The organism is Sphingomonas oleivorans (genome assembly GCF_003050615.1).
Lineage (GTDB): Bacteria > Pseudomonadota > Alphaproteobacteria > Sphingomonadales > Sphingomonadaceae > Sphingomonas_H > Sphingomonas_H oleivorans.
This window is the reverse complement of sequence record NZ_NWBU01000010.1, coordinates 136013-159941: the sequence shown is the minus strand read 5'-3', so window position 1 is coordinate 159941 and position 23929 is coordinate 136013. Positions and strand designations below refer to the sequence as shown.

The following is a 23929-nucleotide window of genomic DNA, read 5'->3' as shown; positions in this document are numbered from 1 at the left end:
CCATGATGGACCTTCGCGGCCCGATCCTCAAATCCGCTCGTCGCCCGGCCGTGGATCAAGCTGTGGATTGTTCCGGGAGCGACTGTTGGCAACGCCCCCTTCCCGGCGCCCTTTCCCGCTTCCGGCCTTTGCTTATCGCCCCGGCTCGGATAACGACCCAGGCGATATGGCCGATCCGCGCATCATAGCCGTCGAGCTCGACGAGCGGACCATCATCTGGCGCAATGCCGATGTGGAGCAGGAGCGGCGCATCGCTATATTCGACCTGCTGGAAGGCAATTATTTCGCACCCCGGCGCGCCTATGCGGGGGGCTATGACGGGCCCTACAAGGTTAAGCTGCGCGTCGAGGAAGGGCGGCTGGCGATCGACATCGCGACCGAGGACGACCAGCTCCTGGAGACGATCATCCTCGGCCTCGCCAGCTTCCGCCGGGCGATCAAGGATTATTTCGCGATCTGCGACAGCTATTTCCAGGCGATCCGCCAGGCGAGCGCGCAGCAGATCGAGACGATCGACATGGCCCGGCGCGGTATCCACAATAATGCGGCCGAACTGCTGATCGAGCGACTGGAAGGGAAGATAGAGGTGGATTTCGATACCGCGCGGCGGCTCTTCACGCTCATCTGCGTGCTGCATATCCGTGGCTGAGCCCGTCTCCATGGAGGATGTCGCAGGCCGCGTGCTGATCGATCATGCGCGCGAGGCCGCCCGCAACGCGCACGCGCCCTATTCGCGCTTCGGCGTGGGCGCGGCGCTGCTGCTCGCCGATGGGACGATCGTCGCCGGCGCCAATTTCGAAAATGCCAGCTACGGCCTGTCGCTCTGCGCCGAGACGGTGGCGCTCGCCACCGCCAATGCCGCCGGCCGCTTCCGCGACGTGGTGGCGATCGGGGTGACAGGCGGCATGATCGGGCCCGACGGCATCATGGGCGACGCGCCCGTGCGCCCCTGCGGCCGATGCCGCCAGATATTGAACGAGGCGGCGCAGATGGGCGGGCGCGACATCGTCGTCCATTGCGGATCGGCGGACGGGACGGTGGTGGAACGGCATCTCGTCTCGGAGCTGCTGCCCTTCGCCTTCGGCCCGGCCGATCTGGGGATAAGCGGTTGAGCTTGATGATACATCCCCGGAGCGGCTAGGCAGCGGGCCGCAATGTTGGCCCCCGAAGCGGCTTCGGGGTGACGGGGAGTAGAAAGACGAATGTCGATCATGTCGGACCGCTGGATCCGCGAGCGTGCGCTCAAGGACGGGATGATCGAGCCCTTCGTCGAAAGCCAGCGGCGCGAAGGCTGCATCAGCTATGGCCTCTCCTCCTACGGCTATGACGCGCGCGTGGCGGATGAGTTCAAGATCTTCACCAATGTCGATTCGGCGACGGTCGATCCCAAGGATTTCGCGGCCAACAGCTTCGTCGACCGGCGGACCGACGTGTGCGTGATCCCGCCCAACAGCTTCGCGCTCGCTCGTACGGTCGAATATTTCCGCGTGCCCAACGACGTGCTGGTGATCTGCCTCGGCAAATCCACCTATGCGCGCTGCGGCATCATCGTGAATGTGACGCCCTTGGAGCCCGGCTGGGAAGGCCATGTGACGCTCGAATTTTCGAACACCACGCCGCTTCCGGCCAAAATCTATGCGAATGAGGGCGCGTGCCAGTTCCTCTTCCTCCAGGGCAACGAGCCCTGCGAGACGAGCTATGCCGACCGGGCGGGCAAATATATGGGCCAGCGCGGGGTGACGTTGCCGCGGCTGTGACCCTTGGCGGTCGGCTGAACCAACGCGGCTCATGGCAGTTGTGACCTGACCGTCCTCCTGCCGCTCGTGAGGCTTCATGATCGATCAGCTTCGCGAACCGCTCGATAGCGAATATGAGATAGAGGCGGAGCGCGGCAGGGCCGGCATTCTCCGCATCGTCGGCTCCGGCGTCATAACGGGAGCCGCGGACGACGATCCCTCGGCGATCGGCACCTATGCCAGCGCCGGCGCGCGCTTTGGCCTCGGCATCCTCTGGATCGCGCCCGTCCTGCTGCCGATGATGTGTGTGGTGGTCTATCTCTCGGCGAAGATCGGGCAGGTCTATGGCAAGGGCCTTTTCGCCTGCATCCGGGACCAGTTCCCCCGATGGGTGCTGCTTCCGATGGTCATGCTCGCCTTCGTCGGCAATATCATCGAGGCTGCGGCCGATCTCGGCGGCATCGGTGCAGCGTTGAATCTGCTCATTCCGGCACCGATCCCGTTGATCGTCATCGCCACGGCAGCCATCATCTATGTGATCCAATATTTCGGATCCTATAGCCTCATCCGCAGCATCTTTCGCTGGCTCGCCCTCATTCTCTTCGCCTATGTGATCGCAGCGATCATGGCCAGGCCCGATCCGATCGAGGTGATCCGCAACACGCTCATACCGCGCGTCCGGTTCGATGCCGAGTTTCTGTCGATCGTGGTCGCGTGCATCGGCACCTCGTTATCCGCCTATATTTACACCTGGCAGTCGAACCAGGAGGTCGAGGAGGAGATCGCGATGGGCCGCCGCCAGCTATGGCAGCGCAAGGGCGCAAGCCGTAGCGAAATGAAGCGGATGAGCCGCGACGTGCTGATCGGCATGATCTTCTCGAACATCATTCTCTACTTCATCATTCTTGCCACGGGCGTGACGCTGCACCCGGCGGGCGAGACGGAGATAGAAACGGCCGCACAGGCGGCAGTCGCGCTCCGGCCCCTGGCCGGGGATGCGGCGACCTATCTGTTCGCGGCCGGCGTGGTGGGCGTGGGCTTTCTGGCGGTTCCCGTGATGACGATCGGAGCGGCCTATGATGTCGTCCAGGGGCTGGGCAGAGAAGCGAGCCTTCATGATCGGCCGAGCGAGAATAAGTTCTTCTACCTGATAATCGCGGCCGTCACGCTGCTGGCAGTCGGGCTGAATTTCCTCGGCTTCAATCCGATGAAGGCGCTTGTCTGGTCCGGGATCGTGCAGGGCTTTTCCGTGCCGCCGCTCCTGTTGCTGATGATGCTGCTCACCAACAAACGGCAGGTCATGGGAGTGCGCGCGAACGGGCGCTGGACCAACATATTGGGCTGGACCACGACATTCGTGACCTTCCTGGCGATGTTCTGCCTGGTGGCGACATGGTTCGCCTGATGCCGGGCAGGACTGCGTTGAAAGCGTAACGTCGTCATGGATTGGATCCGCCGTCGGCGATCGATGGCGGAACGACCATTATTCCGGATCGAGACGGACCTAGCCAATTTCCGGTTTCGACTGGGAGCTATCCTGCGGGCACTGCGATGCAAGTTCAGGTTGCGGTTCCGGGCGCCGCCTTTGCGGTGACGCCCGGAAATCCGCGACGGAAGGAGACGTGGTTGCGATGAGGCACATGACGCGGATCGGGTTTTGCATCGAGTGGCGCTAGGCAGGAACGGCTTATTCCGAGACGCTGCCCGAATGAACGATCATGCCGCATCCTGGCCCCATGCCGCCCCAGTCACGCTAGCTGCTCGCAGGGCGAGACATCGGATCGCCGTCGGATGGCTGGGCGCCGGCTGGGTGATCCTGCTGATCCTCGCGGTGGCGACGCCGATCAACCATGACGAAGATCAGTATCTTGCCGCGGCGCTGCTCACGAAGAGCGGCCATCCCTTCATCGACTTCCTCTATCTGCAAACGCCGCTCCAGCCCTATCTGACGGCGCCGCTGGTGGGATTGGTCGAGGGCTGGAACCTGCTCGTCCTGCGGCTGGCGACCGCGACGGCGGGCGCGCTGCTGATGCTCGCGCTCTATTCCACGGCAATATTTGCCGGCGCCAGCGCTTCGGCAGCCCGGCTGGGCGCGCTCGCAATGGCCTGCTGCCATATCTTCCTCTTCTCGGCGGGCGTGGTGCGCAACGACATGCTCCCCGCTCTGTTCGCGGGCGTGGCCATGGTCGCGGGCGTGGCGGCGCTGCGCGGGCGTGGCGACGGCTATATATTATGGGCGCTTGCGGGGCTGGCGCTCGGCGCCGCGACGAGCACCAAGCTCAGCTATGCGATACCGGCGGCGGCGACCGGCGCCTTCCTGCTCTGCCGCTGGTGGGTGGAGCGTCGCGATCCCGTCTCCTGGCGCGCCTTTGCGGGCTTCGCCATCGGCGGCCTGGCGGGGCTGCTGCCGACGATGACGGCATTCACCGCCGCGCCGTCCGGTTTTCTCTATGGCGTGCTCGAATATGGAGCGACGGCGCCTTTCGAATGGTATGCGCTGAATGGCGCAGGCGACCGGCTGCTGCCGACGGCGAAGGCGCTGGACAGCCTCCTGGTGCTTGCCCGAGGGCCGGCGCTGCTGGCGCTGCTGCTGGTCGTCGGCGACATGTATCGGAGACAGGCGCAGGGCCGCGCGACGCCTCCGGCGCTCCGCTTCCTGGAAGTGCTGACGATCGCCGGGCTGATCGCCGGCCTGATGCCGACACCCACCTGGCGGCAATATTTCCTGCCGATGCTGGCGCCGCTCTTCGCGCGGGCGGCGCTGGTGCCCCTTCCGAAGGGAAATATGCGGCGGATAGGGACGACGCTGGCACTGATCCTCGCGGTCGTGGGGAGCTTGAAACACGCAAAATATCTGGGCCATGCCGCTTCGAGCGGCGAATGGAACATATTGACGCTCAGCCGGCAGGCGCATTGGATCGGACGCGAAGTGCACGCTACCGGCGCCGGGGGGCCTATCGCCACCCTCTCGCCCCATCTGATGATCGACAGCGGCCTGCCGCTCATGCCCGAATTCGCGACCGGCCCCTTCGCCTATCGCACCGGCGACAGGATCGATCGGGAGCGACAGTTGGGACTCGTCATGACAAGCCCGAGCGGAGTGGCGCAGCGGCTCGACTGCGCGGCGCCGGCGGCGATCATCACGGGCCTGGAAAGCCACCATCATATCGACCGCATCGGGCTTGATACACCGTTGCGCCGCTATGCGCAGGCGCATGGCTATCGCCTGCTGCGTTATCCCGGCAGCGAAGCGGAGCTTTACGTCCGAGCCCGGAAAGCCGACGCGAAACCTGGTGCCGGTTGCGGGCCTTCGCAGGGGCAAGGATTTAATTGCACTGGATGCGCTCCAACGGGACCGACCTAAGCGAGGGATTGTTGGATGAAGGCGGCCTTTCCCACCGTGTAATCGGCGCGATTGGCCTTCCGTCCCTCACCGTCCCTTATGCCTTATCCCCGGCGGCCGGCCCCGGCGGCCCATGATCCGACGGCCCTTGCCGCCGCGCCGCATCGGCATGTGGTTGGCGCCTTCGGGGAGTTCGAAGAGCAGGCTGCCCGTGATCGGATTGGCTTCGGCGAGGCGGAGCCGGAGCTTCTGGCCGGGGGCGTAGACGTCGCCCGACTGCTCGCCGATCAGCGATTGGCTCGCCTCGTCATAGCGGAAATGTTCGGCGCCGAGCGTCGAGACGGGGACGAGGCCGTCACCGCCCAGCCCCTCCACCGTCGCGAAGAAGCCGAAATTCTTGACGCCCGTGATCCGCGTGTCGAGCACGTCGCCGACATGGGTGGCGAGATAGGCGGCGACATAGCGGTCGATCGTCTCGCGCTCCGCCTCCATCGCGCGGCGCTCGGCCTGGCTGATCGTCTCGCCCAGGCGCGGCATGTTGGCGGCATCGTCGGCGCTGAGCGCGGTCACGGGCGGCGCCTTCGGTCCGCCTTTCGCGCCCTTCACCACCGGCTTGCCGAGATCGAGCCCGTAGGCGGCGACCAGCGCGCGATGGACAAGCAGATCGGCATAGCGGCGGATCGGGCTGGTGAAATGGGCATAGCTCGCGAGCGCGAGGCCGAAATGGCCCTCGTTCGCGGGCGCATAATAGGCCTGGGTCTGAGTGCGCAGCACCTGCTCCATGATGCGCGGCCGATCGTCGCTGTCGCCGAGCCGGCCCAATATCTGGTTGAAGGTGACGGGGCGGACGACCTGCCCCAGCGCGAATTCGATCCCGAACGTCTTGAGATAATCCTTGAGCGCGACGAGCTTGTCGCGGCTCGGCGGCTCGTGGACGCGGTACATTATGGGCGCCTTCTTCGCCTCCAGTGCTTTCGCGGCGGCGACATTGGCGGCGATCATATAATCCTCGATCAGCCGATGCGCGTCGAGCCGCTCGCGCGGGGCAACGGAGAGAATGCGGCCCTTCTCGTCCAGCACCACGCGCCGCTCGGGCAGGTCGAGATCGAGCGGCGCGCGGGCATCGCGCGCCTTCGAAAGCACACCCCAGCAGGCCCAGAGGGGTTTCAGCGCCACATCGGCAAGCGGATGTTCGAGCGTGCCGTCGATCGCGGCCTGCGCATCCTCATAGGCGATATTGGCAGCGATGCGGACGAGCGCGCGGGTGAAACGCCAGCCGGTGAGCTTGCCGTCCTTCGAGATTGTGAGGTGGCAGGCCATCGCCGCCCGGTCCTCGCCCTGCTTGAGCGAGCATATGTCGGCGGAAAGCGCCTCGGGCAGCATCGGCACGACGCGATCGGGGAAATAGACGCTGTTGCCGCGCTTCCGCGCCTCGCGGTCGAGCTGGCTCGTGGGGCGGACATAGAAGCTGACGTCCGCAATGGCGACGATCGCGCGATAGCCGCCGGCATTGGCGGGATCCTCGTCGGGCGCGGCCCAGACGGCATCGTCATGGTCGCGCGCATCGGCCGGATCGATCGCGACGATGGGCAGGTGACGAAGATCCTCCCGCCCCTCGCCCAGCTCCAGCCGGGCGAAGGTCTCCGCTTCCTCCAGCATATCCTCCGAAAAGCGGTCGGGAATGCCGAATTTGTGGATCGCGATCAGGCTGAAGCTGCGCGGCTGGAAGGGATCGCCGAGCCGTTCGCTGATCCGCGCGGTGATGCGCGGCGGCCGGCCGGCCTTTTCGGCGAGGACGAGATCGCCCGGCCCTGCCCCGCCCGCGTCGGACACCATCAGGTCGCGCTTCTCGCGCTTGTCGACGGGCTTCAGCCATAGCCGGTCACCTTCCTGATGGAGGATGCCGAGCACCAGTTCCTCGCCGCGCGCGAGCCGCTTCATCGGATGCGCGATCCAGCCGCGCCCGGCCTCCTCGGTGCGCGCGAGAATGCGGTCGCCCACGCCGAGCGCGCTGCCGCGCCGGCTGCGCTCCATCACGCGCAGCTTCGGCGGGGGATTGTCCGAATGCCAGCTTTCCGGCGTGGCGAGCGCCTGGCCGTCGTCCGCGATGTCGACGATGCGCAGCACCGTCACCTTGGGCACGCCGCCCATTTTGTGGAAGGCGCGGCCGGGGGCCGAATCGATCAGCCCCTCGTCCGCCATGTCCTTCAACAGCGCCTTGAGCGCGATCTTGTCCGCGCCGTGCAGGCCAAAGGCGCGAGCAATCTCCCGCTTTCCAGCGGGCGTGTCGCTGCTGGTGATGAAATCGAGGATCTGCTGGCGGCTCGGCAGGCCGGGGGCATTTTTGCGAGGCATTCGCTTAGATAAAGGCGATGTTGGCGAACGTCACCCCGATCTTCGTTGCGGGTGACGCGCGGCCTGTGGCAAGCGCCTCCCTCCCATCCCCGGAAGAGAGCATGTGATGACGGACAGCGCGGCCAAGCCCTTCATCGTCGGCATCGGCGGCACGGCGACATCCGGTTCGTCGACCGAGCAGGCATTGACGCTGGCGCTCGCGGCCGCCGAACGGGCGGGCGCGGAGGTGAAGCTGTTCGGTGGGGAGGTGCTCGCGGCGCTGCCCCATTATCTCACCCCCGGCTGGAACGAATCGGAGGAAGGCCGCGCGCTCGTCTCCGCGATCCGCCAGGCGGACGGGGTGATCATCGCCAGCCCCGGCTATCACGGCTCGATCTCCGGCATGGTCAAGAATGCGATCGACTATGTGGAGGAGACGGCGAAGGACGAGCGCGTCTATCTGGACGGCGTGCCGGTGGGCCTGATCGCGACCGCCTATGGCTGGCAGGCGACGGGCAGCACGCTCGCCACGCTGCGCTCGATCGTCCATGCGCTGCGCGGCTGGCCGACGCCACTGGGCGCCGCGATCAACACGTCGGGCCGCATCTTCCATGACGGGACGTGCGATGATCCCGCCGCCGCCGCGCAGCTTGACCTGGTCGGGCGGCAGGTGGTGCAGTTCGCCCGGCTGCGGCTCAGCGATCCGAGCGTGACGGAGACGGGCGCGAGCTGAGGGCTGTTCTTCCCGTCGCCCCTGCGACGGAAGGCTTCAGCAGTCGCCCACCGGGCAATCCTGGCCCGTTTCCACCTGCAAGGTCGCATGGCTGATGCGGAAGCGCGTCTCCAGCCCGTGCGCGGCTTCCTCCAGGAAACGGTCGCCGGGAAAGCCGGCGGGCATCAGCAGATGGGCGGTGAGCGCGGTCTCGGTGGTGCTCATCGGCCAGATATGGACATGGTGGACGTCCACTACACCGGGCAGGGTGCCGAGATGCGCCGTCACTTGTGCCGGGTCGATGCCCGGCGGCACGCCCTGCAAGGACATGGCCAGAGATTCGCGGAACAGGCCCCATGTGCCAAGCAGGATCACCGCGACGATGGCGAGACTGGTCGCCGGATCGATCCATTTGGCGCCCGTCCACAGCGTCGCCAGCCCCGCCAGCACGACGCCCGCCGAGACGAGCGCATCCGCCGCCATGTGGAGGAAGGCGCCGCGAATATTGATGTCGCCCCGCCGCCCGCGCGCGAAGAGCAGCGCCGTGCCGAGATTGATCGCGATGCCGAGCGCTGCGACGAAGATCACCGTCCGGCCCTGCACCTCGGCCGGTGCGCCGAAACGCTGGATCGCCTCCAGCGTGATTCCGCCGCAGGCGAGGATCAGGAACAGGGCATTGAACAGCGCGGCCAGGATCGAGGAACTGCGCAAACCATAAGTGAAGCGCGTGCTCGGCGCCCGGCGGGACAGCGCATAGGCGACCCAGGCGATGACGAGGCCCAGCACGTCCGATAGATTATGCCCCGCGTCCGCCAGCAATGCGACCGAGTTGGCGAGGAAGCCATAGACCGCCTCGACGATCACGAAGGCGAGATTGAAGCCGATCCCGAGCGCGAAGGCGCGGCCGAAGCCCGTGGGCGCATGATTATGGCCGTGACCGTGAGCATGGCCGTGATGATGGTGGTGATGGCCATGATGGTGGCCATGCGAATGGCCATGCCCGTGGGAATGATCGTTCACTCTGTCCCCCATTTCTTGCCTTCGCGGCCATCGGACGCCAGCGTGGCGCCGATGATCCGATCCTTCCTCGTCTACGCCATCGCCGCCTTCGCGGAAATCGCCGGCTGCTTCGCCTTCTGGGGATGGACCCGGCTCGGCAAGCCAATCTGGTGGCTGCTGCCCGGTGGTGCTGCGCTCGCGCTCTTCGCCTGGACGCTGAGCTGGAGCCCGGCCAGCGCCGCCGGCCGCGCATTCGCCGCCTATGGCGGGGTCTATATCGCCGCCTCGCTGCTCTGGCTATGGACAGTGGAGGGCGTGCGGCCGGACCGCTGGGATGCCGCCGGCGTGGGGCTCAGCCTCGCGGGCGCGGCCATCATCCTGTTCGCACCACGCGGCTGAGGCCGCCGGATCAGACGAGCACGCCTTCGGACAGGCGCACCACCCGGTCCATCTTCGCCGCCAGCCGCTCATTATGCGTCGCGATCAGTGCCGCCGATCCCTCGCCGCGCACCAGGCGCAGGAATTCGGCAAGCACCACCTCCGCCGTCGCCTCGTCCAGATTGCCGGTGGGCTCGTCCGCCAGCACCAGCGCCGGCCGATTGGCGAGCGCGCGGGCGACGGCCACGCGCTGCTGCTCGCCGCCCGAAAGCTGGCTCGGCCGATGCGTCAGCCGATGGCCGAGGCCGAGCGCGGTGAGCAGGCGCGTGGCACGCGCGCGCGCATCGGCCGCGCCCGCGCCGCGAATGAGCTGCGGCAGGACGACATTCTCGGCCGCGTCGAAATCGGGCAGAAGATGATGGAATTGATAGACGAAGCCGAGCGCGTCGCGGCGTACGCGCGTACGCCCGTCATTATCGAGCTTCGCGGCTTCCTCGCCCGCGATGCGGATCGATCCCTCGAAGCCGCCCTCGAGCAGGCCGACCGCCTGGAGCAATGTCGACTTGCCCGAGCCGGAGGGGCCGAGCAGCGCCACGATCTCGCCCGCGCTAATGCGAAGGTTCACGCCGCGCAGCACCTCGATCGTCGCATCGCCCTGGCGGAAGGCACGGCGCAGGCCGGTAACGGCGAGCACGTCGGGCACGGGCGCCTTATTCATAGCGCAGCACCTGCACCGGATCGGTGCTCGCCGCCTTGAAGGCGGGATAGAGGGTGGCGAGGAAGGACAGGCCGAGCGCCATGGCGACGATCGCCGCCACCTCGATCGGATCGGTCTTGGCGGGGAGCTCGGTCAGGAAGCGGATCGACGGATCCCACAGATTCTGGCCGGTCACGATCTGGACGAAATTGATCACCGGCTGGCGGAAGAAGAGCAGCACGAAGCCGAGCAGCAGCCCCGCGACCGTGCCCAGCGCGCCGATCGTGACGCCCACCGTCATGAACACCTTGATGAGGCCCGCGCGCGTCGCGCCCATTGTCCGCAATATCGCGATGTCCCGCGTCTTGGAACGCACCAGCATGATGAGCGAGGAGAGGATGTTGAACACCGCGACGAGGATGATGATCGAAAGCACGACGAACATCGACACGCGCTCGACCGCCAGCGCCTCGAACAGCGAGGCGTTCATCGATCGCCAGTCGCGCACCTCGCCCTGGCCGGAGATGCGCGGCACGAGCGGCGCCAATATCTGGCCGACCTTGTCCGCATCCACCGTCTGCACCTCGACCATGCCGACCGAATCGCCCATCATCAGCAAGGTCTGCGCATCCTGGAGCGGCAGGATGATGAACGCCTTGTCATAGTCATAAAGGCCGACCTCGAAGATGGCGGCGACCCGATAGCTCACGATGCGCGGCACCGTGCCGAAGGGCGTCGTCTGCCCCTGCGGGCTGATCAGGCTGATCTGGCCGCCGACCGTGACGCCCAGCGCCTCGGCAAGCCGCGCGCCGATCGCGACATTCTCCGATCCCGGCACCAGCTCCGCCAGCCGTCCGGCGACCACCTTGTCGCGGATGATCCGATTGCCGCGTATGTCCTCCACGCGCATGCCGCGCACCAGCACGCCTTCGACGCGGCCGTCATAGCTCGCCATCAGCGGCTGCTCGATCAGCGGAGTGGCCTCGGTCACGCCCGGCGTGCGCTTCGCCTCCGCCACGATCGCCTGCCAGTCGGGCAGGCGCCCGCCATAGCCCTGCACCACGGCATGGCCGTTCAGCCCGACAAACTTGTCGAACAGCTCCGCGCGGAAACCGTTCATCACGCTCATCACCACGATCAGCGCGGCGACGCCCAGCATCACCGCGAACAGGCTGATCGAGGCGACGAGGAAGATGAACCCCTCCCCCTTGCCCGGCAGCAAATAGCGCCGGGCGATCATGCGTTCGTAGCGGGAGAGGATCATCGCAGCAGCCCTTCAGGCGATCAGCCGGCCAGCCTCGCCAGCGCATCATCGATCGAAAGCTCGACCTTCTCGCCGCTCGCGCGGTTCTTGAGCTCGACGACGCCGCGCTCGAGCCCCTTGGGGCCGATAACGATCTGCCAGGGCAGGCCGATCAGGTCCATCGTCGCGAATTTCGCCCCGCCCCGTTCGTCGCGATCGTCATAGAGCGTCTCGACGCCCGCGGCATTGAGCTTCGCATAGAGGTCGTCGGCAGCAGCCGCGCATTTGGCATCGTCCGCGCGCATGTTGATGAGGCCGACCTTGTAGGGCGCCACCGCCTCCGGCCAGATGATGCCGTTCGCATCATGGCTCGCCTCGATGATCGCACCCATCAGGCGCGAGACGCCGATGCCGTAGCTGCCCATTTGCGGCACGACGGGCTGGCCGTCCGGACCCTGCACGCTCATTCCCATGGCGGCCGAATATTTGGTGCCGAAGAAGAAGATATGGCCGACCTCGATGCCGCGCCCCTGGCGCCGCCGCATTTCCGGCACCGCATCCCAGCGCGCGGGCTCATGCGTCTCGTCGGTGGCGGCGTACATGCCGCTCACCTGATCGAACAGGCGCTTGAGATCGGCTTCATTGCCATAATCGAGTTCGGACTGCTGCCAGTCGAACTGATCGAAATCGGAATCGTAGAAGACCTCGCTCTCGCCCGTCGGCGCGAGGACGATGAATTCATGGCTCAGATCGCCGCCAATGGGGCCGCTCGCCGCCTTCATCGGCACCGCCTTGACGCCGAGCCGCTGGAAGGTGCGCAGATAGGCGAGAAGCTGCGTATAATAGCTCAGCCGCGCGCCGGCCTCGTCCAGATCGAAGGAATAGGCGTCCTTCATCAGAAATTCGCGGCCGCGCATCACGCCGAAGCGCGGGCGCACCTCGTCGCGGAACTTCCACTGAATATGATAGAGCGTGCGCGGCAGGTCGCGATAGCTCCGGACCGAATCCCGGAAGATGGCGGTGATCATCTCCTCATTGGTGGGGCCATAGAGCATCTCGCGCTCATGCCGGTCGCGGATGCGGAGCATTTCCGGGCCATAGGCATCGTAACGGCCGGATTCGCGCCAGAGATCGGCGGACTGGAGCGTCGGCATGAGCAGCTCGACCGCGCCCGCCCGATCCTGCTCCTCGCGCACGATCTGCTCGATCTTCCTCAGCACGCGCAGGCCGAGCGGTAGCCAGGCATAGATGCCGGCCGCCGTCTGCCGGATCAGGCCCGCGCGGAGCATGAGCTTATGGCTGACGATCTGGGCGTCGGCGGGCGATTCCTTGGCGACGGGCAGGAAATATCGGGAAAGACGCATGGTGCTCCGGGGATCCGAACTTTTGTCGGCAAGCCTAGTAGGCGTCCCGTCGCCAAGGGGCAACCGCGACAGGGCTGTTGCGCTGAAGGCACAGCGCCCGACTTTCGCGCAGCGCGGCCTTGAACGCCGATGACAAGCGGCCCCGCGAGGGCTACGCATCTCTACGAAACATAGGCCCAAGGCCATGGTTCAGGGAGGCTCAGGCCCCGCGCGCCGTTGGGGGAAAGGGAGGCGGCGCAGCGTGCGGGCCGGGCCAAAAAACAAAGGGGGCTGACGAGCGATCGTCACGCAGGCGCCCGGGCTGGAAAAACGGCCCGGGCGTTTGTTTTTTTCCAAAGCCACCATCGCGTATCGTATCCGGCGTTAACCAATAATTCGGCTTATCCCGGCATGGTTCCGGCATAGGCCGACCAGAACGAGCTGTGATGGCGTTCGATCCGCTTACCTTGATTACCGCCCTCATCCTCGTGCTGTGCGCGGTGGGCGTGCAGATGCTGCTGCTGTGGCGGCGGCAGCGGCGGCAGATTCCGGCGCTCGGCTGGTGGGGCGCGGCATTTCTGATCGCGGCGCTGGGCTTCATATTGCTGCTGGGATGGCCGGCCAAATCCACCATGCTCGGCCGCGTGCTCGCCAATGCCATCATGCTTTTCGGCATGGGCTGCTCCTACACGGCGGCGCGCGTGCTGAACGGCCGGGAGGCCAGGCTCGTCCCGATGCTGGCGGGCGGGCTCTTCTGGCTCGGCCTATGCCTGCTGCTGGAGCCTCCGCCGGAAATCAGGATGGCGACGGCATCGATCCTGTCGGGCAGCTATAATTTCATCACCGCACGCGAATTGTGGCGCGGCGCCCTGCCCCAGCTCCGCTCGCAACGCGCCGCCGCGATCGCCTGCGCGCTGCATGGCGGCTTTTTCGTCCTGCGCCTGATCCTGGGGCCGACGCTCAATCCCGGCCTCCGCTGGATCGAGACGGCGGCGAGCCTCTGGGGGACGGTGATGGCGATAGAGGCGATCATCTATGTCTCGGTCTTCAGCTTTCTCGCCGCGTCGATGACGCGCGAGCGCATATCGTTCGACCATGAACGCGCGGCGCTGGAAGATCCGCTGACGGGCATCGGCAACCGCCGCGCCTTCGACCTGAAGGCCCCGGACATATTCGCGCGCGACCGCCGCCTCGGCCGATGCAGCGCGCTGCTGCTGTTCGACCTCGATCATTTCAAGCGCATCAACGATACGCACGGCCATGATGCGGGCAACCGGCTGCTCGTCCATTTCACCGAGACGGCGGCCAGGCTGTTGCGGCAGGACGATCTTTTCTGCCGCATCGGGGGCGAGGAATTCGTGCTCGTACTCGGCAATGCGGGTGCCGGGGAGGCGCGGTTCATCGCCGAACGGGTGCGCGACGCCTTCGCGCAATCATCGGTGCAGATCGGCGATCGAGCAATCGCCACTACAGTCAGCGTCGGCATCGCCGAGGCGGGCCCGGATGCAAATCTGGCCGAGCTGCTGTCGCGGGCCGATGCCGGCCTCTATGCCGCCAAGGCGCGGGGCCGCAATCGCGTCGTGAACATGGCCTGCATCGGCGAGCCATGCCCCCAGCCCGGCGAGCCGGCTGTCGCCTGACGCCCACGGCACCGGCTCCGGCCTCATACGTTTCCTAAGGGCCAAGGAGACGATGATGGCCAGCCATCCCCCGACACCCGAAACCCCCGCCGACGCGCCCGACGAGGAGCCCGAGCCCGTCCCGCTCGACCCCATCCCGCCGCCGCCCTCCGATCCGGTGGTTGGCGTGCGTTCGCTGGGCAGGAACAATTCCCCATCCTTGGGCAGGCAGGGATCCATGTCTCTCCTCGCTGGAGGATAGAGACAGGGTCCCCGGCCTTCGCCGGGGCGATGGTGTTAGAAGGGGTGAGACGTCAGACCAGCCGGCTCTGCCGCACCGCCGCCTCGACGAAGCTCGCGAACAGCGGATGCGGATCGAAGGGCTTGCTCTTCAGTTCCGGGTGGAACTGGACGCCGACGAACCAGGGATGATCCGGCCGCTCGACGATCTCGGGTAGCGTGCCATCCGGCGACATGCCGGAAAAGACGAGCCCGCCCTTTTCCAGCGCATCGCGATAGCGGGCATTCACCTCATAGCGATGACGATGCCGTTCCGAGATTGCGGTGCCGCCATAGATTGAGGCGACATGACTGTTGCCGGACAGCGCCGCATCATAGGCGCCGAGCCGCATCGTGCCGCCCAGGTCGCCGCCTTCCTCGCGCTTCTGCAGTCCCTCGGCCGTCATCCATTCGGTGATGAGGCCGACGACCGGCTCGCTGGTGGGGCCGAATTCGGTGGTGGAAGCTTCGGCAATCCCGGCCGTATTGCGGGCGCCTTCGATGCACGCCATCTGCATGCCGAGGCAGATGCCGAAATAGGGCACCTTGCGCTCGCGCGCGAATTTCACGGACGCGATCTTGCCTTCGGAACCGCGCTCGCCAAAGCCGCCGGGGACGAGGATCGCATGAAGCGGCTCGAGGTTCGCGACCAGCTCCGCCTCGTCCTTCTCGAACAGCTCGGCATCGAGCCAGCGGATATTGACCTTCACCCGATTGGCGATTCCGCCATGGATCAGCGCTTCCTGAAGCGACTTATAGGCATCGGGCAGGCCGACATATTTGCCGACCACGCCGATCGTCACCTCGCCTTCCGGATTTTCCAGCCGGTCGACGATCGTCTCCCAGCGGCCGAGATCGGGCTTCGGCCCCGGCTCCAGGCCGAAGGCACGCAGCACCGCCTCGTCCAAACCCTCGCCATGATAGTTCAGCGGCACGCCATAGATGGTCCGGGCATCGAGCGCGGGGATCACGGCATCGACGGGCACGTTGCAGAAGAGCGCGATCTTGGCGCGCTCGCTCGCCGGCAACGGCCGTTCGCAGCGGCAGACGAGCACGTCCGGCTGGATGCCGAGCGAGGTGAGGTCGCGCACGCTATGCTGCGTCGGCTTGGTCTTCAGCTCGCCCGCCGCCGCGATATAGGGCACCAGCGTCAGATGGACGAAGACGCTGTTGTTGCGGCCGAGATCGTTCCGAAGCTGGCGGATCGCCTCCATGAAGGGCAGCGATTCGATGTCGCCCACCGTGCCGCCAATCTCGCACAGCACGAAATCGACATCGTCGCTGTCCGCGCGCGCGAATTCCTTGATCGCGTCGGTGACGTGCGGGATCACCTGCACGGTTGCACCCAGATAGTCGCCGCGCCGTTCCTTGGCGATGATCGACTGATAGATGCGGCCCGAGGTGATATTGTCCGACTGGCGCGAGGAAACGCCGGTGAACCGCTCATAATGGCCGAGATCGAGGTCCGTCTCCGCCCCGTCGTCCGTCACATAGACTTCGCCATGCTGATAGGGGCTCATCGTCCCCGGATCGACGTTCAGATAAGGATCGAACTTGCGAATGCGGACCTTATGTCCGCGGGCTTGAAGGAGGGCCGCCAGCGAAGCCGCCATAAGCCCCTTGCCGAGCGACGAGACCACGCCGCCGGTGATGAAAATGAACCGCGCCATGGGAGGATGGGCTTAACCGCGAGAGGGAGGAAAGGGCAAGGTCACGAATCCGGGGCCTTTGCAAAAATATGGGGATAAGGCGCGCAGAAACGGGTCGTCACCCCCGGACGAGGCCGGGAACGCCCGCATTCAGCACTCGAAAAAGGCGATTCCGGCCGGGGCCGGACTTACTGCGCCAGCGGCACCGCGCCATTATCGGCCGGAGCCGGCATAGCGGGCGCAGCCGGCGCCTGCGGCGCGGGCTTGCGGGCGAGCGAGGTGTCGATCGTGCGCGGCGAACGCTCCACGGCGGCGAGGCCGGCGAGCAGGATGCTCAAGAGCACGAAGATGGTGGCGAGGACCGAGGTGGCGCGCGTCAGGAAATCGGCGGCGCCACGCGCGCTCATCAAGCCCGAGGGGCTGCCGCTGCTGGCGAGCCCGCCCCCTTCCGAACGCTGCATCAGTATGACCGCGACGAGGCCGGCCGCGACGAGGGCATGGACGATGAGCAGGAAGGTGAACATTGCAGCCGGTCTTTCAAACTATCCGTCACCCCGGCCAGAGCCGGAGTCCATGCACCAGCCCATGCCGATGCGACGCCAAAACAGGTTCGCGCGGGGCTCTATACAATCCTGCGGTCGGGTTCAACCGATCGCGGCAGCTGCCGCTTCGACGATCGGCACGAACTGATCCGCCGTCAGGCTGGCGCCGCCCACCAGCACGCCGTCCACATCCGCCACGGACAATATGTCGGCGGCATTTTCGGGCTTCACCGATCCGCCATAGACGATGCGCACCCTCTCCCCCGCCCGGCCGAGCAAGTCGATCAGCTTGGCGCGGATGATCGCATGGATTTCCGCCACGTCCGCCAGCGAGGGGGTGCGCCCCGTGCCGATCGCCCAAATGGGCTCATAGCTGATGACCAGCGTAACCTCCGTCGCTTCGGGCGGGACGGAGCCGTCGAGATGGTTGCTGACGACGATGCCGGCATGGCCCGCATCGCGCTGCGCCTCCGTCTCGCCGACGCAGACGATGGCGATGAGCCCCGCCGCGATCGCCGCGCGCGCCTTGGCCTGCACGTCGGCGTCCGTCTCATGCTGATCCGCGCGGCGCTCGCTATGGCCAACAATGACGTAAGCGGCGCCGATCTCCTTCAGCATGCCCGCAGCGACGCAGCCGGTATGCGCGCCCCTGGCGGCATGGTGGCAATCCTGCCCGCCGAAGATGAGGTCGGGCGCGCGTGCCACCGCCGCCGGAATGAGCGTGAAGGGCGGGCAGACCAGCACGTCGATCCCGGCATGCGCTCCGGCGGCCACCGCGATCGCGTCCAGCTCGGCCAGCGCCGCGAGCGATCCATTCATCTTCCAGTTGCCGGCCACCAGCTTGCGCAATGCCATCGCACATTCCCTCCGCCCATCTTGGATTTACGCCGGGTCTAGCAAGGCCCGCCCCCTTCGCCAACCGCAGCGCGGCTTGATGCGGGGTGGCCACCCTTCTATGGCAGCCCCGACACTTTCCTTTTCACTGCTCGACGGGCCACCCCATGATTTCCTTCTTCCGCCGCGCGCTATCCTCCTGGCTGGTGCTCGGCCTGCTCGGCCTTATCATGGTCGCCTTCATCATTACCGGGGTGAACACTCCCGGCGCATTATCCGGCAACACGCCCACGGGCGAGGAAATCGCGCGCATCGGCCGCGAGCCGATCCATTCGGCCGAGATCTCCAGCCGCGCCCAGCTGGAAGTGCAGCAGGCGCGCCAGCAGCAGCCGGACCTGACCATGGCGCGCTATATCGCGTCGGGCGCCTATGAGCGCATCGTCGACCAGTCGATCATGGGCCGCGCGCTGGAAATATGGGCGCGCAAGCAGGGCATCGGCGCCAGCGACCGGGTAGTGGATGGCGAGATCGCCAGCATCCCCGCCTTTTCCGGCCCGACCGGCCAGTTCGATCCGCAGGTGATGAACGCGATCCTGGCGCAGCAACGGACCACCGAGGCGCAACTGCGCAAGGACGTCGCCTCCGATATCGTGCGCCGGCAGGTGCTGATCCCGGTCGCAAGCGCGGTGCGCGCGCCCAACGGGCTCGTCACCCCTTATGCCTCGCTGTTGCTCGAGACGCGCAATGGCGAGGTCGGGCTGGTGCCAGCGCAGCTCATGGCAGGCGGCCCCGCCCCTGCCCCGGCCGAGATCAGCGCCTGGTATAATCGCAACATTCAGCGCTACACCCTGCCCGAGCGCCGCGTGATCCGCTACGCGCTGTTCGGCCGCGACAAGGTCGCGGGCACCACCCCGCCGAGCGAGGTGGAGATCGCCGCCGCCTACAAGCAGGATGCCGCCCTCTATGCGGCGAGCGAGACGCGCAGCCTGTCGCAGGTGATCCTGCCCGACGAGGCTGCCGCCAAGGCTTTCGCCGCAAAGGTGAAGGCGGGCACGCCCTTCGCCACGGCCGCCCAGGCCGCCGGCTTCGGGCCAAGCGACATCGCGCTCGGATCGCCCACCCGCCAGGAACTTTCGCGCACAGCTTCGCCCGAGGTCGCGGCGGCCGCCTATGCGGCGCCGTCGGGTGGCACGACCAATCCGGTCAAGACCGAGCTCGGCTGGCACATCATCCATGTCGATGCGATCAAGGCGAGCCCGGCCCGCCCGCTTTCCGCCGTGCGCGGCGAGATTGCCGCCCGGCTGGCGAAGAAGAAGGCCGATGACGCGCTGTCCGCGCTCGTCACCCGCATCGAGGATGCGATCGGCAATGGCGCGACCTTCGACGAGGTGGTGCAGCAGCAGAAGCTGACCATCGTCACCACGCCGCCCGTCCTCGCCAATGGCATTGCGCCGGACATGCCGGCATGGCAGCCCCCCGCCGAGCTTCAGCCGCTGCTCAGGACCGCGTTCGAGGGCAACCCGGACGACGATCCCACCGTCGAGACGGTGGGCGCGGACCAGCGTTATGCGCTGCTCGACCTGAGCCAGGTGCTGCCGGCGGCCCCCATTCCGCTCGCCAAGGCGCGCGACGCGGTGGCACGCGATCTCCTCGCCAAGCGCGCCTTCGATCGCGCCCGCGCGGTCGCCCAGGCGATCGTCGCCAAGGCCAATGCGGGCATGCCGCTGGCCAAGGCGATCAAGGAAGCCGATCCGAAGCTGCCTGCGCCCCAGCCTGCCGGCGGCCGCCAGATCGATATCGCGCGGAGCGGCCAGCAGGTGCCGCCGCCGCTCGCGCGCATGTTCAGCATGACGCCGGGCAAAACCGAGCTCATCCCCGTGCCCGGCGATCAGGGCTTCTACATCGTCCGGCTCGCGGGCGTCGTGCAAGGCGATGCGAGCAAGATGCCCCAGCTGATCGAGATGACGCGGCGCGAATTCTCGCAGTCGGTGGCGGAGGAATATGTCGGCCAGTTCGCCAATGCGGCGCGGGCGAAGCTGGGCGTGAAGCGCAACGAGGCGGCCATCGCCAAGCTGCGCAGCCAGCTCGCCAGCGGCCAGTGACGGGCAGAGGACGGTGAACCCGGATCAGGACGCCCGCGCCGCGGCCACGCTTCGCGACGGCAAGCCCTCGCTCGTCTGGCGGCGCCAGATCACCGACACGGACACGCCGGTCGCCGCCGCGCTCAAGCTGATCGAGCCGGGCCGGGGCGATTTCCTGCTCGAGTCGGTGGAAGGTGGCGCGACGCGCGGCCGCTACACGCTGCTCGGCCTCGCCCCCGACCTGATGTTCCGCGCCGAGGGGCGCCGGGCCGAGATCAACCGCGACTGGCTGGTCGATCGCGACGCCTTCGTCGATGCCGGGCAGGACGCGCTTTCCGCAATGCGCGCGCTGGTCCAGTCCTGCCGGATGGACGTGCCGGAGGGGCTGCCCTCCGCGCTCGCCTGCCTCGTCGGCTATTTCGCCTATGAGACGGTCGGCCTGGTCGAGAAGCTGCCGCGCCCCGCGCCCAATCCGCTCGAATTGCCGGACATGCTGTTCGTCCGGCCGACGCTGATCCTGATCTTCGACCGGCTGGCGGATGCGCTGTTCCTGGTGGCGCCCGTCTGGCCCGATGGCAGGATGGAAGCGGACGCCGCCGTCGCGCGCGCGCTGGAGCGGATCGAGACCGCCGCCGCGCGGCTCGCCGCACCCCTTCCCGCGCCCGCCCGCCCGGCCGAGGCGCCTGCGCCCATCGATCCCCAGCCGCAGCTTCCGCCCGGCCGCTATCGCGAGATGGTGCTGGCGGCGAAGGATTATATCGCGGCGGGCGATATCTTTCAGGTCGTGCTGGCGCAGCGTTTCGCGGCCCCCTTCACCCTGCCGCCCTTCGATCTCTATCGCGCGCTCCGGCGGATCAACCCCTCGCCTTTCCTCTATTATCTCGACCTGCCGGGCTTCTCGCTGATCGGCTCCAGCCCCGAGATTTTGGTGCGCGCGCGCGACGGGGAAGTCACGATCCGGCCAATCGCCGGCACGCGACCGCGCGGGCGGACGACGGCGGAGGATGCACACAACCGCGACAGCCTGCTCGCCGATCCCAAGGAACGGGCCGAACATCTGATGCTGCTCGATCTCGGCCGCAACGATGTCGGCCGCGTCGCCGCCCCCGGAACGGTGGAGGTGACGGACAGCTACACGGTCGAATATTACAGCCACGTCATGCATCTCGTCTCGAACGTGGTCGGCCGGCTCGATCCGAAGAAGGATGCGCTGGATGCGCTGTTCGCCGGCTTTCCGGCGGGCACCGTCTCGGGCGCGCCCAAAGTCCGCGCCTGCGAGGTCATCGCCGAGCTGGAGCCGGAGACGCGCGGCGCCTATGCCGGCGGCGTCGGCTATTTCTCGCCGGACGGATCGATGGATAGCTGCATCGTGCTGCGCACCGCGGTGGTGAAGGACGGGATGATGCACGTCCAGGCCGGCGCCGGCATCGTCGCGGACAGCGACCCCGCTTATGAGCAGCGCGAATGCGAGGCGAAAGCCGGCGCGCTGATCGCCGCCGCACGCGAGGCGGTCGAGCGGGCGGCGGACGCGGGCTACGGGCAGTAGCGGCCCGGAATGGCGCTCGTCCTCGGCATAGTCGCCCCGGTTTTCGGCCTGATCCTCGCGGGATGGCTGGTGGGGCGAAAGGGCCTGTTCGGGGACGGCGCCGTCGCCAGCCTCAATCGCTTCGTCGTCTGGCTGGCGCTGCCTGCGCTGATCTTCCGCGTGCTGGCCGAAGCGCATTGGAGCGCGCTGTGGCAGCCGGGCTTCATCGCCGCCTTTGTCGGTGGCATCGCCGCGACCTTCCTGCTGTCCGTCCTGCTCGGCGGGCGCGATCGGCCGCTCGCCGAAACCAGCCTCGACGCGCTTTCGGCCAGCTATGCCAACACCGCCTTCATGGGCATTCCGCTCTGCGTCGCGACGATGGGCGCGGTGGGGCTACCGGCGGCGGTGCTGGCCTCGATCCTCACCGTCTGCCTGCTCTTCGCCTTTTCGATCATGCTGGTCGAATATGATCTGCATCGCGGCCGGGGGATCGGCGCCACCATCGCGCGCGTCGCGGCATCGCTGGCGCGCAATCCGCTGCTCGTCGCGCCCGTGCTCGGCACCGCCTGGGCGATGACGGGCGTTCCGCTGCCTGGCCCGGTGCATGAATTCACCAATATGCTGGGTGCGGCGGCGACACCCTGCGCGCTGGTGACGCTGGGGCTGTTCCTGGCGGAAGGCAGCCGTCCTCCGGCCGCACCCGGCCGGGTCGGCCTGCTGATCGCGCTCAAGCTGCTGATCCAGCCGGCGGTGACGGCGCTGCTTGTCCTGTTCGTCTTCACCGTGCCGCCGCTCTGGGCCCGCGCCGCGATCCTGCTCGCGGCGCTGCCGACGGGCACCGGCCCCTTCATGCTCGCCCAGCTCTATCGCCACGACGTGGCGGTCACCTCGCGCGCCATATTGATCTCGACCATCTGCTCGCTCGTCACCGCCTCGCTGCTGCTCGCCATGATGGCGCCGGGCACGAACGGCCCTTTCCCGGAAGGGCCGCGCGCGATACATGCGGGACCATGATCCTCGTCATCGACAATTATGACAGCTTCACCTGGAACCTGGTTCATTATCTGCAGGAACTGGGCGCCGAGGTGGAGGTCGTCCGCAACGACGCGATCGGCGTCGGCCAGGCCATGTCGAGCGGGGCGGACGCCTTCCTGATCTCGCCCGGCCCCTGCACGCCCAACGAGGCCGGAATCTCGCTCGATCTGGTCGCGGCCTGCGCGGAGCAGAAGCGCCCGCTGTTCGGCGTCTGCCTCGGCCATCAGGCGATCGGCCAGCATTTCGGTGGCAAGGTCGTGCGCGCGGCCGAGCTGATGCATGGCAAGACCTGCCCCGTATATCATGACGGAACGGGCATCTTCGTCGGCATCCCCTCGCCCTTCACCGCGACGCGATACCATTCGCTGATCGTGCCGGAGGAAGGGCTGCCCGCCGATCTGATCGTCAACGCCCGCGCGCCCGACGGCACGGTGATGGGCTTCCGCCACGCCACGCTGCCGATCCATGGCGTGCAGTTCCACCCGGAAAGCATCGCTACCGAACATGGTCATGCCATGCTCGCCAATTTCATGACGGTGGCAGGGATAGAGGTGAAGGCGATCGCCCGCCTGAAGGAACAGGCGTGACGGAGATCGCGCTCCTCCCCGATCCGACGACGCCGCTCGATCATCAGACGGCCGAGGCCGCGTTCGAGGATATTCTTGACGGCAAGGTGCCCGACGAGGCGATCGCCGCCTTTCTGACGGCGATGACGGTGCGCGACGAGACGAGCGTGGAGATCGCCGCCGCCGCGCGCGTGCTGCGCCACCGCATGATCCCGGTGAGGGCGCCGGCCGGAGCGATCGACGTGTGCGGCACGGGCGGGGACGGCGCGCACAGCCTGAACATCTCGACGGCGGTGGCGATCGTCGTCGCGGCCGCCGGCGTTCCCGTCGCCAAGCATGGCAATCGCGCCGCATCGAGCAAGGCGGGCGCCGCCGATACGCTGGAGGCGCTCGGCCTCGATCTCGACCGCGCCTCGGCCCGCGCGGAGGAGAGCCTGAACGAGTTCGGCATCGCCTTCCTCTTCGCGCAGAAACATCATCCGGCGCTCGGGCGGCTGGCGCCCATCCGCCGCGCGATCGGCCGGCGGACGATCTTCAACCTGCTGGGTCCGCTCGCCAATCCCGCCCACGTCACGCGCCAGCTCATCGGTGTCGCGCGGGTGGACTATATCGGCACGGTGGCGGACGCGATGCGCCTGCTCGGCAGCGAATCGGCGATGGTCGTCGCGGGCGAGGAGAGCCTCGACGAGCTTTCGATCGCCGGCCCCAGCCGCGCCGTCCGCATCGGCGCTTGCGGGGATGGCCCGGAACGGATCACGCCCGAGGATGCCGGTCTCGCCCGCCACGGGCTGGACGCGATCAGGGGCGGCGACGCGGCCTATAATGCGGCGGCGCTCCACCGGCTGCTGCTAGGCGAGCACGGCGCCTATCGCGACGCCGTCCTGCTGAACGCTGCCGCGGCGCTCGTGGTCGCCGGCCCTGCCCGCGACTTGCAGGACGGCGCGGAGGAAGCTGCCGAGACGATCGACAAGGGCCTCGCCAAGGCGCTGCTCGACTGCTGGATCAGATTTTAAG

Annotated in this window: 21 protein-coding genes; 13 read left to right on the top strand and 8 right to left on the bottom strand. The window is 67.2% G+C overall.

Annotation, left to right across the window (positions count from 1 at the left end; genetic code table 11):
* The first annotated feature begins 166 nt into the window (after positions 1-166).
* The 5 genes from CLG96_RS12135 to CLG96_RS12115 all read left to right on the top strand — a co-directional run bounded on the left by CLG96_RS12135 (position 167) and on the right by CLG96_RS12115 (position 5100).
* Positions 167-649 (top strand): UPF0262 family protein, encoded by a 483-nt coding sequence (locus CLG96_RS12135; protein ID WP_107968249.1) that lies wholly within the window; start codon positions 167-169, stop codon positions 647-649.
* A gap of 10 nt (positions 650-659) precedes the next feature.
* Positions 660-1112 (top strand): cytidine deaminase, encoded by a 453-nt coding sequence (locus CLG96_RS12130; RefSeq protein WP_107968248.1) that lies wholly within the window; start codon positions 660-662, stop codon positions 1110-1112.
* A gap of 90 nt (positions 1113-1202) precedes the next feature.
* Positions 1203-1757, top strand: coding sequence for a dCTP deaminase (gene dcd / locus CLG96_RS12125; RefSeq protein WP_107968247.1), 555 nt, complete (start codon positions 1203-1205; stop codon positions 1755-1757).
* A gap of 76 nt (positions 1758-1833) precedes the next feature.
* The gene (locus CLG96_RS12120; RefSeq protein ID WP_243395759.1) at positions 1834-3141 is read left to right on the top strand and encodes an Nramp family divalent metal transporter; all 1308 of its coding nucleotides are present in this window, start codon (positions 1834-1836) and stop codon (positions 3139-3141) included.
* 303 nt (positions 3142-3444) lie between these two features.
* Positions 3445-5100 (top strand): ArnT family glycosyltransferase, encoded by a 1656-nt coding sequence (locus tag CLG96_RS12115; protein ID WP_107968246.1) that lies wholly within the window; start codon positions 3445-3447, stop codon positions 5098-5100.
* A 66-nt stretch (positions 5101-5166) separates the two neighbouring features.
* Here CLG96_RS12115 and CLG96_RS12110 read toward each other — a convergent pair whose 3' ends face one another.
* Entirely contained in the window at positions 5167-7434 is a 2268-nt protein-coding gene (locus CLG96_RS12110; RefSeq protein WP_107968245.1) for a ribonuclease R family protein, read from the bottom strand.
* Between the two features lie 106 nt (positions 7435-7540).
* On the opposite strand from CLG96_RS12110, the gene CLG96_RS12105 reads away from it, so the two are divergent.
* Positions 7541-8146, top strand: a complete 606-nt coding sequence (locus CLG96_RS12105) for an NADPH-dependent FMN reductase (RefSeq protein WP_107968244.1) — start codon at positions 7541-7543, stop codon at positions 8144-8146.
* Between the two features lie 36 nt (positions 8147-8182).
* Here CLG96_RS12105 and CLG96_RS12100 read toward each other — a convergent pair whose 3' ends face one another.
* Entirely contained in the window at positions 8183-9157 is a 975-nt protein-coding gene (locus tag CLG96_RS12100) for a cation diffusion facilitator family transporter (protein WP_107968243.1), read from the bottom strand.
* Positions 9158-9196: 39 nt separating this feature from the next.
* Between CLG96_RS12100 and CLG96_RS12095 the strand changes: the two genes are divergently transcribed.
* On the top strand, positions 9197-9523 hold the full coding sequence (locus tag CLG96_RS12095; protein ID WP_107968242.1) for a YnfA family protein: 327 nt from the start codon (positions 9197-9199) through the stop codon (positions 9521-9523).
* A gap of 10 nt (positions 9524-9533) precedes the next feature.
* Here CLG96_RS12095 and CLG96_RS12090 read toward each other — a convergent pair whose 3' ends face one another.
* The 3 genes from CLG96_RS12090 to proS are packed head-to-tail and all read right to left on the bottom strand — an operon-like array spanning position 9534 to position 12806.
* Positions 9534-10205, bottom strand: coding sequence for an ABC transporter ATP-binding protein (locus CLG96_RS12090; protein ID WP_107968709.1), 672 nt, complete (start codon positions 10203-10205; stop codon positions 9534-9536).
* 7 nt (positions 10206-10212) lie between these two features.
* Positions 10213-11463, bottom strand: coding sequence for a lipoprotein-releasing ABC transporter permease subunit (locus CLG96_RS12085; RefSeq protein ID WP_107968241.1), 1251 nt, complete (start codon positions 11461-11463; stop codon positions 10213-10215).
* A gap of 20 nt (positions 11464-11483) precedes the next feature.
* Positions 11484-12806 (bottom strand): proline--tRNA ligase, encoded by a 1323-nt coding sequence (gene proS, locus CLG96_RS12080; RefSeq protein WP_107968240.1) that lies wholly within the window; start codon positions 12804-12806, stop codon positions 11484-11486.
* 425 nt (positions 12807-13231) lie between these two features.
* Here proS and CLG96_RS12075 point away from each other — a divergent pair, with 425 nt between their 5' ends.
* Positions 13232-14425, top strand: coding sequence for a GGDEF domain-containing protein (locus tag CLG96_RS12075; RefSeq protein ID WP_107968239.1), 1194 nt, complete (start codon positions 13232-13234; stop codon positions 14423-14425).
* A 293-nt stretch (positions 14426-14718) separates the two neighbouring features.
* Here CLG96_RS12075 and CLG96_RS12070 read toward each other — a convergent pair whose 3' ends face one another.
* From CLG96_RS12070 to tpiA, 3 genes are all read right to left on the bottom strand, one after another.
* Positions 14719-16353 (bottom strand): CTP synthase, encoded by a 1635-nt coding sequence (locus CLG96_RS12070; RefSeq protein ID WP_107968238.1) that lies wholly within the window; start codon positions 16351-16353, stop codon positions 14719-14721.
* 167 nt (positions 16354-16520) lie between these two features.
* Positions 16521-16856, bottom strand: coding sequence for a preprotein translocase subunit SecG (gene secG / locus CLG96_RS12065; protein ID WP_107968237.1), 336 nt, complete (start codon positions 16854-16856; stop codon positions 16521-16523).
* Positions 16857-16976: 120 nt separating this feature from the next.
* Positions 16977-17729, bottom strand: coding sequence for a triose-phosphate isomerase (tpiA, locus tag CLG96_RS12060; protein ID WP_107968236.1), 753 nt, complete (start codon positions 17727-17729; stop codon positions 16977-16979).
* A 146-nt stretch (positions 17730-17875) separates the two neighbouring features.
* Between tpiA and CLG96_RS12055 the strand changes: the two genes are divergently transcribed.
* From CLG96_RS12055 to trpD, 5 genes are read left to right on the top strand one after another with little or no spacing between them, the layout of a single operon-like run.
* Positions 17876-19810: a peptidylprolyl isomerase gene (locus CLG96_RS12055; protein ID WP_107968235.1), complete on the top strand. Its 1935-nt coding sequence runs from the start codon at positions 17876-17878 to the stop codon at positions 19808-19810.
* A 13-nt stretch (positions 19811-19823) separates the two neighbouring features.
* Positions 19824-21335, top strand: a complete 1512-nt coding sequence (gene trpE, locus CLG96_RS12050; protein ID WP_107968234.1) for an anthranilate synthase component I — start codon at positions 19824-19826, stop codon at positions 21333-21335.
* 9 nt (positions 21336-21344) lie between these two features.
* Positions 21345-22328 carry an AEC family transporter gene (locus CLG96_RS12045; protein ID WP_107968233.1) on the top strand — a complete coding sequence of 328 codons (984 nt, stop codon included), beginning with the start codon at positions 21345-21347 and terminating at the stop codon, positions 22326-22328.
* Positions 22325-22936, top strand: coding sequence for an anthranilate synthase component II (locus CLG96_RS12040; protein ID WP_107968232.1), 612 nt, complete (start codon positions 22325-22327; stop codon positions 22934-22936). Before CLG96_RS12045 ends, CLG96_RS12040 begins: the two co-directional genes overlap by 4 nt.
* Positions 22933-23928, top strand: coding sequence for an anthranilate phosphoribosyltransferase (gene trpD / locus CLG96_RS12035; RefSeq protein ID WP_107968231.1), 996 nt, complete (start codon positions 22933-22935; stop codon positions 23926-23928). Before CLG96_RS12040 ends, trpD begins: the two co-directional genes overlap by 4 nt.
* Position 23929 lies beyond the last annotated feature (1 nt).